Here is a 15,830-nt window from a genome sequence, read left to right on the forward strand (position 1 = left end):
ATGATGATGGATATCAGCGCCGTTATTTTTGCAACGCATCGCATTCGGCTATTACCCGATGAAGGCAAAATCCCCTGGGACGAGCCAGCCTTCAGCCAACGCATGCTGGAAAATCATCTGTCGCAGGACCACGACTGGGCCAGCCGTCGGCTAACCGTGATTGAGCAACAGGTAACATGGATTACCCGTCTGTTACCCGCTGGCGCCCGCATTCTGGATCTCGGCTGTGGACCCGGTTTTTATACCCGCCTGTTAGCGGAGCGTGGGTTTCACTGCACAGGCGTAGATTTCTCTCCGGCATCCATCACATGGGCTCGCCAGCAGGCGCAAGCCGCAAACCTGAATATTGACTACATTCAGCAAGATATTCGTACATACCACCCCACGGAACCTTTTGATTTCATTATGATGACGTTTGGGGAACTGAATGTCTTTAGCGCTGCGGATGCGCAAAGCCTCATCAGTCATTGCGCGCAGTGGTTGAAACCGGGCGGCAAACTGCTTGTTGAAGTGCATACCTTCGATGAAGTTAAACGCCAGGGCATCGCGCAGCCAGGCTGGCAGCGTTGTCCGCACGGCCTGTTTCTTGCCGTGCCTCATCTGCTGTTAACGGAAAATGCCTGGGATGAAGAGGCCCAAACCAGCTCAACGCTGTTCTGGGCGATAGCGGAAAACGGCTGTACCACCCGTTTCGGCAGTCAAATGAAGGCCTGGCGCGATGATGAATATATCAGCCTGCTTGGTGATGCTGGCTTCACTGTGTTGCAGCGCCCGGACAGTCACACCTGGCCGGTCGGCGAGACTTTTGCAGGCAAGCTGTTTGCGCTGCTGGCTGAAAAAGCATCCACTTCTGAGGGTATTGCCCTCCGTAAAAGGAATAACCCAATGGATATCCCACGTATTTTTACCATTAGCGAAAGCGAACACCGTATCCATAATCCGTTTACAGCGGAAAAGTACGCCACACTGGGCCATGCGTTACGCATGAAGCCAGGCACGCGGATTCTCGATCTCGGTAGCGGCTCGGGTGAGATGCTCTGCACCTGGGCTCGCGATTACGGTGTTACAGGTACTGGCATTGATATAAGCCCGCTCTTCACCACACAGGCAAAACAACGTGCAGAAGAGCTCGGCGTCAGTGAATACGTACATTTTATTCATAACGACGCGGCCGGTTATATCGACGAGGAAAAATATGACGTGGCGGCCTGCGTAGGCGCTACCTGGATTGCGGGCGGTGTCGCGGGGACAATAGATCTGCTGGCCAAAAGCCTCAAACCAGGCGGGATCATTCTCATCGGTGAACCGTACTGGCGTCGGATCCCCGCAACGGAAGAGATCGCCCACGCCTGTGGCGTCTCATCTGTCGCCGATTTTCGCCCCCTGCCCGAGCTGGTCGCCTTTTTCGACCAACTCGGCTATGACGTAGTGGAAATGGTGCTGGCGGACCCGCAAGGCTGGGACAGATATGAAGCCGCGAAGTGGATGACCATGCGCCGCTGGCTGGAGGAAAACCCTGACGATGAGTTTGCGCAAGAGGTTCGAACAGAACTGACGGTAGCCCCCAAACGTCACGTCACCTGGACGCGAGAATACTTTGGCTGGGGCGTATTTGCGTTAATCGCGCGATAACGTGAAGCAGGAGGTATAGCCTACAAGAGGTATACCTCCATTTAAAAGTATTCAACAAATTAACGCGGCTCAAGGCGGGAATATATCGTCTTAGAGACTATCCCAGTAGGCGTTATTGGCGCAGCCAGTTTGGACACGGACAGCGCGCAAAAACCGGAGCGTACACGTAGTACGTGAGGATTTTGAGCACTGCCCAGGTCCAAAATGGCAAGTAAAATAGCCCTAATGGGATAGGCTCTTAATTTCGCCATTAAGTTTCTGCCACAATATGTCGCAAGACGTGCAAGCGTTCCACCTCACCTGATGAGCGAAACCACCATCAATAAGACGTTATTGCTGCAATTCAATTATTAAGAATAAAAAAAGAACCAGAAGAAAATTAGAAAATGACTTATCCACCATATTAGCTATTGTTAAAATCAAAGTAATCCCCCGTAAAAGCCGGATGTTTTTATTTCTCATAGACGAGAATTTATATATTATGATATAATGCGGTAGAAAAACATGCAGGTTATTAACCTGCCATTAATGTAAATAATTTTTTGAGGAGATGTTTCCAGTGGGACGTAAATGGGCAAATATTGTTGCTAAAAAAACAGCTAAAGACGGTGCAACGTCTAAAGTATATGCAAAATTTGGTGTAGAAATCTATGCTGCGGCTAAACAAGGTGAACCAGACCCGGAATCAAACTCAGCTTTAAAATTCGTTATTGAACGTGCGAAACAAGCACAGGTTCCAAAACATGTTATTGATAAAGCTATTGATAAAGCCAAAGGTGGCGGAGATGAAACGTTCGTGCAAGGGCGTTATGAAGGCTTTGGACCAAATGGTTCAATGGTTATCGCTGAAACGTTGACGTCTAATGTTAACCGTACGATTGCTAATATCCGCACAATTTTTAATAAAAAAGGCGGGAATATCGGAGCGGCAGGTGCTGTCAGCTATATGTTTGACAATACTGGAGTGATTGTATTTAAAGGAACAGACCCTGACCATATTTTTGAAATTTTGCTTGATGCTGAAGTTGATGTTCGTGATGTAACCGAAGAAGAAGGAAACATCGTTATTTATACTGAAGCGACAGACCTGCACAAAGGAATTGCAGCGCTAAAAGCAGCTGGAATTACTGAATTTTCAACAACAGAATTAGAAATGATTGCTCAATCAGAAGTTGAACTTTCACCAGAAGATTTAGAAATCTTTGAAGGACTTATTGATGCCCTTGAAGATGATGATGATGTGCAAAAAGTATATCATAACGTTGCAAACCTCTAATTATAAATTAAACAAATCTGTCTCTATGGCAGATTTGTTTAATTTATAAAGCTGTTATAAAAAAGTCTATCTGGTCAGATATATAGATTTTTAAATTTATGTGTCTTGTCACGACCTGATCTGACACATAGCCTTGAAAGGTTGAGAGTTACCGGTTTTGATATAGTGTCGAATCCTCATATAAAACATGAGGTAATTTTCATGTTTCATCCGACGAATCCCGTCAGCAAGCTAAGCAAAAGCCAGCAATATCGGGTTGCTTACAATCTCCCTGTGCTCTTTAAGGCACCGCCCTTATAAATTCTGCTTGCGCTCGTAATGGTTCATCTGGCGCTCTATGCGTCGCTTGACTACAGGTGTGACTCCACCAGCGCGCTACAGACTATAGTGCGAGAACCGTGGCCGATTACTTGACCACTACAAGTATTATCCATCGAGCTACGACAAGGCTTTTACAGCATGTAGACAATCTGGTTGCCCGCGCTGCCCGAATTGATCTTTTTTTGTATAAATCTGGGCGCTTATCGCGGCTGAGTGGACGGCAAGTCACACTCCTGAACATCACTCTGGCGGAACCTGGCAAGAAATATTCCACGGCAGGCGTAGCGGAAGCGCTTGGCGTATCGGATAACACTGCGCGTAATGACCTGCGCACCCTGGCACGTGAAAATCTCTTAACTGAGATTTCAGAAAACGACCTGAAAACGGTTTTTAAAGTATCTTGGGATCTGAACTAAATACGGGAGAACAAGGAAAAGAACGACATCATATAAAACGACATCGTGAGTATTCACAAAAGCAGAGCTGTGGCAGGATAACCCTCTATAAATCAGAGATATTTTTACAGCGAGGAAGTGATGATGTCGGGGCTACATTCATGGCTTTTAGATAAGTCAACCAGTGACACCTATATGTTCATCAAGCGCCTGTCAGCCAACGATACCGGTGCGACGGGCGGGCATCAGGTTGGCATTTACATACCTTCTGGCATTGTTGAGCATCTTTTCCCTTCAATTAATCATACAAGGGATCTTAACCCGTCCGTGACGCTGAATGCACATACCTCCTCGCACAGTTGCCCGGACAGTGAGGCCAGAGCCGTTTATTACAATGGACGTTTTTTTGGTAAGACCCGAAATGAAAAGCGTATCACCCGATGGGGAGGAGGAAAGAATCCTCTGCAAATATCTGAAAACACGGGGGCACTGGCCTTATTGGCGTTTGATCATCGTCAGGGAGCAGATAGTCAATGCGTTGATATCTGGGTGTGTCATGACGCTGAAGAAGAAGATATTGTTGAGTCATCGCTCGGAGAAATTGTTCCCGGATCGTTAGTCTATGGTCCCGCAAATGAGATTCTGGGCGGTCTGGCTTTAAAAGAACCGGTTTCCAGTGGGTATTGTCTTCCGGAAGAGTGGAGAACAAATTTCCCTTCGGGTAAAGAGATTATCCAGTATGCAGCAGCTCACTATTCCCCCAATGTCGTAGGCCCGGATAAGCAACTCATTGAACGTCGTCGTGTTGAATACGAAATTTTTCTGCTGGTGGAGGAAATGCATGTGCTGGGTATAGTTCAGTCTGGGTTTGGTTCCGTAAATGAATTTATTGCACTGGCGAATTCCGTGAGCAACAGACGAAAATCACGAGCCGGAAAATCACTGGAGCTGCATCTTGAACAGCTTTTTAATGAGTATGGACTGAAAACTTTTGAGACTCAGGCCGTTACGGAAGGAAATAAGAAACCAGATTTTTTATTCCCCTCTGCGCAAGCTTATCACGATGAAGCTTTTCCAGAGCAGAAACTGCGTATGTTAGCGGTAAAAACGACCTGTAAAGATCGCTGGCGGCAGATATTAAATGAGGCAGACAGGATTCAGGATATTTATCTCTTTACCCTTCAGGAAGGTGTTTCTGTTGCTCAATTTCAAGAGATGCAGCAGGAAAGGGTCAGGTTAGTTGTGCCCAGTAGCCTTCATGATAAGTACCCAAAAGCTATCCGGGAATATCTTATTTCGTTAGAAACATTTATTGATGAAACTAAATCATTGTATGCCGATGAAATAATTTGATTCTGTTTCCCCCCGGATAAATTCCGGGGGGATCTGTTTATATTATTTTTTGGTCACCTTACTAGCAGCGGCTTTCATAATATAAGGCTGAAGCAGTTTTGCCACGGCTTCAAAAACGGGAACGACCACTGAGTTCCCAAACTGGCGATAGGCCTGAGTATCGGAAACGGGGATTCGGAATGGCTTGCCTCCGGGTTGTTCAAATCCCATTAATCTTGCGCATTCATGGGGCGTCAGTCTTCTTGGCCTTTGTTCCTGATTCTCTGGATTAGAGAAATCGATTTCGCCGAGTTCTTTATCCCATCCTCTGTCGATGAGAATTTCAGAGCCATCTTTATGGTAACGAGCGGATAATGTTCTCGCGACGCTATTTTCATTATTCGGATCAACCAGACCAAAACCGAATCCATTACCTTTGGCAGCATGCTTTTTAGCATAGTTATAGAGATATTCCCATAACTTAGGGCTCAGTATATATTTACTGTCAACCACAGAGTCCAGAAGCTGACCAAATGTTGGTCTTTTCTCAGGGTAGAATTTATCAATATTCTTTAATGTGAATCCCTGATGGATATTAAGGTCACGGCGGAATCCGACCAGAACAATACGCTCACGATGTTGTGGCAGGAAATTTTTACCATCAATAATTTTAGGATCATCTTTCCCTGTGATATTGGCATCAGCGACTTCATAGCCTAATTCATCAAGGGTATCCATAATGACTTTAAACGTTTTGCCTTTGTCATGGCTCTTAAGGTTTTTCACGTTTTCCAGCACAAAAATGGCTGGTTGCTTTGCCTTGATTATGCGGGCGACATCGAAAAACAGAGTGCCCTGCGCTTCACATTCGAATCCATGTGCGCGTCCGAGCGAGTTTTTCTTACTTACCCCAGCCAGACTGAATGGCTGGCAGGGAAAACCGGCCAGCAGGACGTCATGATCCGGGATATGTTGATCGATATGAGCGTAGGCTTTCTCTTCTGAGATGCCTTCTTCTCCGCTTAGCGTGACTTCGCGGATATCCAGATTGAATGTGTGCGCATCTTCATCGTTGTACCAGTTTGCTTTGTAGGTACGTACCGCTTCTTTATTCCATTCACTGGTAAAAACGCATTGCCCGCCGATGGCCTCGAATCCTTTACGGATACCACCAATACCGGCAAACAGGTCAATAAAGCGGAAATCATAGTCAGGATGATGAGCGGGTTGCTCCGGCAACATTTTCCGTAACAGCGCTTCTTCAGCCATGGTGAGCGATTTTGGCTCACACTTGCCATTTACCCAACGGTTAAGTGTTTCGCGGCTCCACTCATTTTTACCTATTTTTCTTAGTAGTTCTGCGACATACTTCTGGTCGTAAATTTCAAGCACCCGATCAATCAGCTTCCTGTCGCGCTCTTGTTGTTGTTTTTCTTCTGCTTCTGCTTTTTCTAGCAGTTCCTGCGCAAATAAATCGAATTCAGACATAATGCCTCCTCGGGGTTTATGGGTGAAAATATATCACTCATTTGACCCAGATGAAATGATTTGTTCTGGATATTTGATCAGTATATGCGTTCAACAGAGCGTACTAATTATGAGAGCTAGCCAATAGTGTTGCCAATTGTTCTGGGGCGTACATACAAACTGCGCAGTGAATCTTACAGTATCAGACATACATAATTGTTTGCTAAATCATATAGTTTTTGTATCACACCAGGTAATACAGCCATCTTACGCTGGAAAACAGTCGATAAGATGGCTAATCAAGATTCCCACCCTAAACCTGACGCCTCTCAAGGCTATTGTAAATTGCCTCAATCTCGCCCTTCAGGTTATCACCGCAATAAACCATCGATGTATCGTATCGTTCATATCGCGCTTCACGTGTCGCGCTAAACCAGTTGAACGATCCCACGCACAGCAAACCATCATCACCAATAACAATTTTGCTATGAACACGATTGACCAGTTTTGTCGCAATACCAAGGGCGTTCAGTTTCTCCAGCGCCGCTTTGAGGTTCTGCTGCTTCTCTTTTCGCTTCTCAAAATCATTATGTTCAGTGTTGTAGCTTCTGTCAGTGACTACCGTGACGTTAATACCACGTGAACACGCCGCAATCATGGAATCAAGAAAACCGGTTTGCTCCAGCTTTTGCCAGGTCAGCCATGGAGAGACTATCGTGATGTGTTTACCGGTATTTTCAAACGTCTGATTCAGGAAATTATCATGCTGCTCCACACCATGGAGTGTGTAGATTTTGGTCTCGGAAGTTTTTAAATCCTCACGCTCTTTATAGTCAAAAAAGAGTGCATTTTTCTCTGACTCAAAGAGATATTTTGCCAGTAATCCCCGCGGAGATGAGGCTGGCTGGATCTCAAACAGGTCCATATCGCCGAAGACAAGGAAACTGTCCTTAGCTCGGGAGACAGCAACGTTCAGCATGCTGTTATCGCTATCAATAAACGCGCCGTCTTCATGCTTTGAATAGACTGGCGAGAATATAACAATCGCTCTTTCAGCGCCCTGAAGAGAATGCACGGTGCCTACTGTAAGCGACTTTTCATTCGCGCCTGCGCTGATGCCTTGTTTATCCAGCGCCTGTTTGATGGTCGATACCTGCGCACTAAAAGGCGTCACGATACCGACAACTTCATGAAGCGATTTACCATAATACGCTTCAATACTTTGCTGGTTATCTGTCAGCCAGGCCGCTATCGTTTCAGCCTCCAGCAAATTATATCGGCTTCCGCTACTTGCCAGCTCTCCTTTACCATCAATATGGAGATAACCCATTGCGGGCATTAAATTGCTCTCTTCACATCCTCTTTTAGGCAACAACTTACCGTGATAGCAAAGCGTATTGCAGTATCCAATAATATTATCGAAGCACCGGCGGTGTTCATATAAGTACATGCCACGTGCCAGTTCGGGATCATATTGATAGCGTGAAGCACACTGCGCTATTTTCATGACGCTGCCAGATGCGGCGCTTTTACCAAGCTCTGCGATTGCCGTATATTTCTCAGTAATCTCTTCTTGCGTACTGCCTGACAGAATTTTTTCCGCCAGCATGTTACCTATATCAATAGCAGGAGTAATACTCCATATTGGCGGGATCTGTTCCGTATCACCAATCACTAATGCCTTTTTAGCCAGAGCAAACGAAGCAGCAGCCACTTCAGGAAGCACCTGCCCGGCTTCATCGACAATGAGTAAATCGGCAAAATCATATAAATAACTTTTCTCGAATTTACGTTGTCCTTTGTGTTCACTTATCTGCATATTGCCGGGCAGCATATAACAGGTCATGACCACGCATGGGGTAAGTTTCATTCGGCGTTGCCAGCGAGCGGCTACTCCTTTAGCACCTTTCTTGCCCTTTTCTTTCTGCAGATCATCAATGCTGGCCATATCCATCAACCAACGACCTTCCCAGTAGTGGGTCGCCAGTAAGAATGCAGGGAAGCGAATCTGCGTATCAGCCAGCTCATCTGCCTGTGAGAAGCTCAGTTCCTCGCCCCCCTCATACCCTAAATCAAGTGCCAGCCTCTGCCATTCCTGAGCCGCCTGCTGTTCTTTAAGAACGATTTCATGCGCGGAGTCAATCTGCTGCCGGTAGGTTGTTTGCTCGCGCTCGGCGGAATTAAGTAACCTATCGATATTACGTTCGATGGTTTCAGGATCAGACCACTGATTTCCCGCAATCAGCGCACCTAATTTATCTTCGAGAAACAGTTGTATTTGGTACTGCCGCTTACTGCGAACCGCTGGTAGCCATGAAAATAATGGATAGATCAGTGATTCACTGGCCCGATATTTTTTCCATTCCGCTTTAGCACTTTTTAGTAGAGTGACATTTTGTTCTTGCCCGACAAGTAATTTATTTAAATTATCGAGATATTGCTTAATGTCGTTAGCAATAAGCTCACGCGCTGCCCGAACCTGGCTTAACGTTTGCCATGTTGTGTTCAGCCTTACCAGTTGTTCGGATTTTGCTGCCAACTGACCATGCAGGAGTTCAATAACCTTTTCAGGGGATGAACACTCTTTTTCAGGAAAGGCTGCCTTAGCTTTCTCCAGATAAAACAGCAGTGCATCCTCTACATACTCTTTTGACTCAACCTGGTTGAAGAAATCTTCAGTTTGATATTTTTTGGCGGCCTCGGCTTTACGAGTGCTTGAGGGAAAATAAGCGCCGAAGCTTTTCAGCTCTGGCAACCATCGTCCGGCCATTACACCAGTGCCCTGGGAAAAATCTTTCCCGAACGCCTCGATAATGTTCGTTACAGCCTGGTTATTCGTTGAAGTCGCGATAATAACCGGAGGCTCCGCTTTTTCGAGAGCCGCTCGGGCCCACTGCGTGGCGATGATAGAAAGCACCAGCGTGGTTTTCCCGGTTCCTGGTGGACCATTAACGGCAAGGATATCGCCATGCCTCGCATCCAGAAAATGGCTTAAGGCATCGCGCTGAGCCTTTGCCAGCGGAAACTTATCCCCGGAGTGTCCAAGTCTGTCGCTGAATTTTGCTTCCGGAGGAAGTAATGACTCTGCAGCATGAACCTCTCGCGAGGCGAAGCGATTGAAGAGCGGCACATCCTTTTTGCAAATAAGCAGGTGATCATAAAGCGAAAGGATATGGAAACTGGCGCCGCCAGATTGCGCCGTTTTAACAATATAACCGTGCTCAGCGAGTTCATATTGCTCGGGATTTTTAATCCAGTCGCCGACAACATTCTTCAGTAGCCTCTCTGAATCATCCAGATATTGACGCCAATCCTGCTGCCAGGCTGCATATCGTGCTTCTCGTTCTTCATCTGTTTCGGCGGTCTTATCAACGCTGTCATCAAAGTTGATAGAGAATGAGGTATGTGTCGTTTTATATTTATCATACTGCCCAATCTCACCAATTGAAAATGCCCCTTTTGGCAAAGGTTCAAGCAGGTCTCTGGGAATGGAGGTCGCTGGCGTCGGATATAAAAAACCTTCACGGCTCAACAGGGCTGGCGTCACTATCGGGGTAACAATATCAGGCGCACCAGCGGAATGGTCCTTTCCACGCTGCAGTAACCGGAAATAAACCTTTGGCCGCAAGATGACATCGACTGTTTCGACGTCGTCTTTTTCTCCCTCAAAAAATTTACCGACGATCGTTTCGTCAAGACGTCCCGCCGCTATCCCATGCCAGTGAGTGAAATTTTTGGCATCTTTGCGTTCAAAACTGCCCTTTCCTGACTCAGCATCTGCCAGCGAATTGCGCCAGTATGAGGCAAACCCTAAAGCATTGTCATCCATTACCAGTCCTATGTTTCAATGAAACCCATTGATTTATCGAATATAAAATCACCGTATGGATAACTATTGTCCACGTTGAAAGGCTGGCTGCAATGTTTTGTTCACGCTTCGATAAAAATACTCAGGTTATACGGAGTTCAGAAAACGACCATATCATGCTGCATGTCACATAAAAGCGTTATAACTGAACCAGAAGAGGATTACCGGTTACGTAGCACGTTCCAGAAGCCCGTGAGCCCGACTGGATAGCGTTCAGTGCAATATTGGAACCTGTAAGCTCAGAAAATAACGCTGTTGAATGTTCCGCCGACCAGATTATGTTACTGGCGCCCCATTCTCGCGCCACGGACTCGAACGTATAAAGGGGCTCTCCACCCCGCTTGTCCTCTCTGCGTTTTTCCGCCGGATTAATGCCTGACCCGTCCTGAATAGCGTTGACACGTTCCAGACTTAAATCCGCTTGCTTCTCCCTTGCCAGTACAAGAGAAATGAGCGGATAAGGGCCTAATGCCATACGGTTCTTTTTGTTTCCAAAGCGAAATTTCAGATACCACAGCTTGGATCCGCTGGGGTTCACCTGAATGTAAAGACCGTGGCAGTCAAAGAGCCTGTATGCCTTGCCAGGCGGCTGGCATGCCGGATTGCGAGATCTGTAAGCACCATTTGGGGGTCACTCCTCTATCGAACCGGATTTGCCCCTTTTTGCCCCCAGATCGCGTGGATGTCAATGGATGAAAAATGACCAACACGTAAAGACCATAAAATAAATATGGTTATTAGCGAAAAATAAATTATCTTTGAATTACAGACAGATATAGACGAATCTGGACAGAAATGGACACAAAAAAGCCACCCTTAGGCAGCTAATTATTGCATCACTTGGTGCGAAGGCCGCACCGCGATTCTCGACGTAACCTATTGTAGTAAATAAGATTATAAAACAAGATAACCGATATATATACTCACGCGCGATTCTCTGAAAACGCAGCTAACTTAAAATCACGCCTCATCTTCTTCCACAGGTTCAAGCGCGTCAAGTCCCCTCCAGAACGGTGAACAACTCTCCATTTGACCTGCAAGCCATTCAGAACCCGTCAAAGATAAAATCGAGAGCATTTTTGATGGTTTGCCTGTGGGAACGAACGTCCATCACCTCATCACCAATCTGCGAAAGCCTGATACTCGCCATTTCGTGAGTCATCACCAGATAGTCATTACCTTCCACATTCAGAGTGGGCGTGAGGCGCTTAACTGGGTTATTTACCAACCTGCTCACAGGAAACAATGGGATAACCATGCGAGTATGCAGTTCATCAATAATATCGCTTTGCACATCAAGTAAATAAGGATAAGCCTTGCTGTTTCCTTTATTGCGATAAACCATGTATTGCATGATTAAAACGTCCTGTAATCGTCCGATAAAAGGCCGTGCTCATCAGCAATACGATTGAGCTCCTGCAAACCCGCTCTATTTTCTGCTTTCCAGCGTTCAACGCCTGTGGCACTGATTTCCTCTTTCAGCGCGGCGGTAAGCACCGCAGACAGATTAATACCTGCATCACGGGCTTGCTGAAGCAATGCAGGTTCCAGCGTGACACTGACTGTTTTTTTATGTCGTACACTCATACCCGACATAGAGCCTCCTGAAATTACACGTGTAATAAACACATGTATCTAGTATGGGGAGTATTTAAGCAAATGGCAATGAGAGGCGACTATCTCGGATAGCAACATCTTTGCCTGTCAGGTTTCCTTTAAACGGTTGGCAAAATCTACCATATCCGAATGACTCACCACACGACCAGCATCCACATCGGCAAGACCGGCCTGGATGCTCTGGTGACGTCGCTCTCTTTCAGCCAGCATGGAGAGTAATGCTTCCTTTATGACCCAGCTCTTTGAACGATCCAGCTCTACAGCCAGATTCTCAACGGCAAGAGCCAACTCAACTGGAATCTGAGCGCTGATGGTCTGTTTAGCGGAAGATTATGGATAGCTTTCTACATCAGGCGTCGTTCGTCACGGGGAATTGGTGCTATGATCGGCATCGCTCAGTCCGGTTGGTGATTCGTGATTTTTGGCGATTGATCAGATCGCACAATCCGGGCTGAGTTCCCTCAAAGTGATCTACTATTTGGCGCAGCTATTTAGGTTTTACAAGTAAGGAACATGCCGTCACCGTCAACAAGTGAATACTCTTTATCCTCAGGTTTCGCAGAACGAACTTTAGTATCCGTTAGGTCATGATGGACCTCCTTCGATTGGTATCTCGTGAGTATACAAGCAATATAGAATCGGAAAATATACTCATTAGTATACTCACAAGCTTGTTGATGTGGGTTGAGTTAGATTGACTTCAGTTGAAGGAAAAATCGCGGAAAGCTTTGTGTGGCGCGGATTTCAGGCATAAAAAAAGACCTCAATTGAGGTCCATTTACATGCTTTTGGTGCCGAAGGCCGGACTCGAACCGGCACGTATTTCTACGGTTGATTTTGAATCAACTGCGTCTACCGATTTCGCCACTTCGGCACTGAAGAGGTATGCGGAAAACGTTGTGGATTATACCTGTCATACGCCGCCATGCAAGCACGAGCATACACCTGTATCGCTAAGTGCTGAAAATTTCAGCAGCGTTGAGTATTAAATAGAATAATCAGGCTACTTCCCGCCTTCTCCAGCAGATTAACGCCGGGCGTCCCTTGCCTCCATGCTCTACACTTTTCAGTTCAACACCACATTAAGGGAAACACAATGACGATAATAAAAAGCTACGCCGCCAAAGAGGCGGGCGGCGAGCTCGAACTCTATGAATATGACGCGGGAGAACTCCAACCGGAAGATGTCGAGGTACGGGTCGACTACTGCGGGATCTGCCATTCCGATCTGTCAATGATCGACAATGAATGGGGGTTCTCTCAATACCCTCTGGTTGCCGGACATGAGGTCATTGGTCGGGTGGCCGCACTCGGCAGCGCGGCACAGGATAAGGGGCTAAAAGTCGGCCAGCGCGTTGGAATCGGCTGGACGGCGCGCAGCTGCGGACACTGCGATGCCTGTATCAGCGGCAATCAAATTAACTGCCAGGAAGGCGCAGTGCCCACTATCCTCAATCGTGGCGGTTTTGCCGAGAAGCTTCGCGCGGGCTGGCAGTGGGTAATTCCTCTTCCGGAGAATATAGATATGGCGTCCGCAGGCCCGCTGTTATGTGGCGGCATTACGGTCTTTAAACCGCTACTGATGCACCATATTACTGCTACCAGCCGCGTTGGCGTCATCGGTATTGGCGGGCTTGGGCATATCGCCATAAAGCTGTTACATGCAATGGGCTGCGAAGTCACCGCGTTCAGCTCAAATCCATCGAAAGAGCAGGAAGTGCTGGCGATGGGGGCCAATAACGTGGTGAACAGCCGCGATCCGGAAGCGTTAAAAGCACTGGCGGGCCAGTTCGATCTCATTATTAACACGGTCAACGTCGATCTCGACTGGCAACCCTACTTCGAAGCGCTGACCTATGGCGGCAACTTCCATACCGTTGGGGCGGTATTGAAGCCGCTGCCCGTACCGGCGTTTACATTGATAGCCGGCGATCGCAGTATCTCAGGCTCGGCAACCGGAACGCCATATGAACTTCGCAAACTGATGAAATTCGCCGGACGCAGCAAAGTCGCGCCCACCACGGAACTGTTCGCAATGTCACAAATCAACGAGGCTATCCAGCACGTTCGCGACGGCAAAGCCCGCTATCGTGTAGTGCTAAAAGCTGACTTCTGACCGCCTGACTCAGCGCTTTGACAATGATCAGGAAGCGCTGAGTGCCTGACGAAAAGCCTGTACAGCCAGTCGGCACTGCTCCGTCACGTGCTCGATGTCATGATTAACATCGATACGCGCAATATCATGTTCATCGGCACACGGTCGCTCCAGCGCGTCAAACTGACTTTGCAGCAGGTCTGGCGGCATAAAATGCCCGGCACGACGCTGCATTCGCTGCAGAATGGTAGCGTAATCGCCATCCAGCCACAGGAAATGTACGTTAGGGCTGCTCTTACGTAAAATATCGCGGTACTGTTTTTTTAATGACGAGCAGACAATAAATCCCGTCTCATTTTTTTTATAAAGACTGTATGAAGCGTCATTTAATCGTTCCAGCCAGGGTAAACGGTCTTCATCAGTTAACGGTATTCCCTGAGACATTTTATCAATGTTTTTCGCCGGATGGAGATCATCGCCGTCAATAAACTTCGCAGAAAATAATGTTGCAATTTTGCTGCCTATTAAAGATTTACCACTACCTGAAACACCCATTAAAATATAGCTTTCTCCGGCCATTTAAATACCTCTGAGTCATATTCCACACCACAATATTACGCCTCTACGTTCGACAATTTCACGTTTTTTAATTTCCATAGAGAAGAACTCTAAGGCACATCACGTTATGCGTAACATTGTAGTGTAACAATTTTCCAGCGTGACATAAGTCACAAATAATGACAAATAAAACCGCTTAAATGCGTTCAGGGTAACTACCTGACCAGTGAGGAATTTATGGAAGTAAAAACTCAATCCTGCGTTGTTGCGGGTAAGCGTGCTGTTGCCGTTACGGAACAAAATATTGAATGGAATAATAAAGGAACACTCGTACAAATTACCCGAGGCGGCATTTGTGGGTCTGACTTACATTATTATCAGGAAGGCAAAGTCGGCAATTTTACAGTAAAAGCGCCAATGATTTTAGGTCATGAAGTGATTGGCAAAATCGTTCATAGCGACTCAGATTTATTACGTGAAGGACAACCGGTAGCGATTAATCCATCGAAGCCTTGCGGTCATTGCAAATACTGTCTGCAGCATGAAGAAAACCACTGTACTGAAATGCGTTTCTTTGGCAGCGCCATGTATTTTCCGCATGTCGATGGCGGTTTTACCCGATTTAAATCTGTCGATACCGTTCAGTGCATTCCCTGGCCGGAACAGGCAGACGAAAAAGCCATGGCCTTTGCCGAACCGCTGGCGGTTGCCATTCATGCGGCTCATGAGGCGGGCGATCTGCAAGGCAAACGCGTCTTTATCTCCGGCGTTGGCCCTATCGGCTGCCTGATTGTTAGCGCGGTAAAAACGCTGGGCGCAGCGGAAGTGGTATGTGCTGATATCAGTACCCGTTCTCTCTCGCTGGCCCGGCAGATGGGCGCGGATACGCTGGTAAACCCACAGCATGACTCTCTTGATGGCTGGAAAGCAGAAAAAGGGTATTTCGATATCAGTTTTGAAGTCTCCGGGCATCCTTCCTCAATCTCAACGTGTCTGGAAGTCACACGGGCAAAAGGCGTGATGGTGCAGGTTGGCATGGGCGGCGCAGTCCCCAACTTCCCGATGATGATGGTAATAAGCAAAGAGATCTCCCTGAAAGGCTCTTTCCGCTTTACTACCGAATTTAATACTGCGGTTTCCTGGCTTGCCAACCGCGTTATCAATCCGCTGCCGTTACTGAGCGCGGAATATCCATTTACCGACCTGGAAGCGGCGCTGATCTTTGCCGGAGACAAAACACAGGCGGCAAAAGTTCAGCTCGTTTTCTGA

12 protein-coding genes, 1 tRNA gene and 1 pseudogene are annotated in these 15,830 nt (G+C 47.0%); 6 read left to right on the top strand and 8 right to left on the bottom strand.

All coding sequences use genetic code 11. The features are described from left to right. The 4 genes from LDB27_RS19210 to LDB27_RS19225 all read left to right on the top strand — a co-directional run bounded on the left by LDB27_RS19210 (position 1) and on the right by LDB27_RS19225 (position 4,977). Complete coding sequence (locus tag LDB27_RS19210) at positions 1-1,632, top strand: class I SAM-dependent methyltransferase (protein ID WP_000979779.1); 1,632 nt, start codon at positions 1-3, stop codon at positions 1,630-1,632. A gap of 559 nt (positions 1,633-2,191) precedes the next feature. Beyond that, positions 2,192-2,908, top strand: a complete 717-nt coding sequence (locus LDB27_RS19215; protein WP_001529887.1) for a YebC/PmpR family DNA-binding transcriptional regulator — start codon at positions 2,192-2,194, stop codon at positions 2,906-2,908. Between the two features lie 410 nt (positions 2,909-3,318). Continuing rightward, the gene (locus tag LDB27_RS19220; protein WP_223173016.1) at positions 3,319-3,645 is read left to right on the top strand and encodes a DeoR family transcriptional regulator; all 327 of its coding nucleotides are present in this window, start codon (positions 3,319-3,321) and stop codon (positions 3,643-3,645) included. 123 nt (positions 3,646-3,768) lie between these two features. Beyond that, entirely contained in the window at positions 3,769-4,977 is a 1,209-nt protein-coding gene (locus LDB27_RS19225) for a type II restriction endonuclease (RefSeq protein WP_000015682.1), read from the top strand. A gap of 42 nt (positions 4,978-5,019) precedes the next feature. Here the strand turns inward: LDB27_RS19225 and LDB27_RS19230 are convergent, their stop codons facing one another. The 7 genes and pseudogenes from LDB27_RS19230 to LDB27_RS19265 form a co-directional block, all read right to left on the bottom strand. Then, positions 5,020-6,444, bottom strand: coding sequence for a DNA cytosine methyltransferase (locus LDB27_RS19230; RefSeq protein ID WP_001288392.1), 1,425 nt, complete (start codon positions 6,442-6,444; stop codon positions 5,020-5,022). A gap of 292 nt (positions 6,445-6,736) precedes the next feature. Next, positions 6,737-10,252 carry an AAA domain-containing protein gene (locus tag LDB27_RS19235; protein WP_000342548.1) on the bottom strand — a complete coding sequence of 1,172 codons (3,516 nt, stop codon included), beginning with the start codon at positions 10,250-10,252 and terminating at the stop codon, positions 6,737-6,739. A 361-nt stretch (positions 10,253-10,613) separates the two neighbouring features. After that, positions 10,614-10,915 (bottom strand): annotated as a pseudogene (locus tag LDB27_RS19240) (Arm DNA-binding domain-containing protein); the annotation flags it as partial. Positions 10,916-11,336: 421 nt separating this feature from the next. Beyond that, on the bottom strand, positions 11,337-11,645 hold the full coding sequence (locus LDB27_RS19245) for a CcdB family protein (protein ID WP_001199743.1): 309 nt from the start codon (positions 11,643-11,645) through the stop codon (positions 11,337-11,339). 2 nt (positions 11,646-11,647) lie between these two features. Then, positions 11,648-11,887 carry a type II toxin-antitoxin system CcdA family antitoxin gene (locus LDB27_RS19250; protein WP_000016243.1) on the bottom strand — a complete coding sequence of 80 codons (240 nt, stop codon included), beginning with the start codon at positions 11,885-11,887 and terminating at the stop codon, positions 11,648-11,650. Positions 11,888-11,995: 108 nt separating this feature from the next. Further along, positions 11,996-12,220, bottom strand: coding sequence for a CopG family ribbon-helix-helix protein (locus tag LDB27_RS19255; protein WP_031233173.1), 225 nt, complete (start codon positions 12,218-12,220; stop codon positions 11,996-11,998). A gap of 477 nt (positions 12,221-12,697) precedes the next feature. Further along, positions 12,698-12,782: transfer RNA gene (locus LDB27_RS19265), tRNA-Leu, on the bottom strand. 222 nt (positions 12,783-13,004) lie between these two features. On the opposite strand from LDB27_RS19265, the gene ahr reads away from it, so the two are divergent. Beyond that, positions 13,005-14,024 (top strand): NADPH-dependent aldehyde reductase Ahr, encoded by a 1,020-nt coding sequence (ahr, locus tag LDB27_RS19270; protein ID WP_000152563.1) that lies wholly within the window; start codon positions 13,005-13,007, stop codon positions 14,022-14,024. 27 nt (positions 14,025-14,051) lie between these two features. On the opposite strand, the gene idnK is transcribed toward ahr, so the two are convergent. After that, the gene (gene idnK, locus LDB27_RS19275) at positions 14,052-14,582 is read right to left on the bottom strand and encodes a gluconokinase (protein WP_000896756.1); all 531 of its coding nucleotides are present in this window, start codon (positions 14,580-14,582) and stop codon (positions 14,052-14,054) included. Between the two features lie 216 nt (positions 14,583-14,798). Here idnK and idnD point away from each other — a divergent pair, with 216 nt between their 5' ends. After that, the gene (idnD, locus tag LDB27_RS19280; protein ID WP_000453358.1) at positions 14,799-15,830 is read left to right on the top strand and encodes an L-idonate 5-dehydrogenase; all 1,032 of its coding nucleotides are present in this window, start codon (positions 14,799-14,801) and stop codon (positions 15,828-15,830) included.

Origin of the sequence: Salmonella sp. JXY0409-18 (genome assembly GCF_020268625.1) — a bacterium.
Taxonomy (GTDB): Bacteria; Pseudomonadota; Gammaproteobacteria; order Enterobacterales; family Enterobacteriaceae; genus Salmonella; species Salmonella enterica.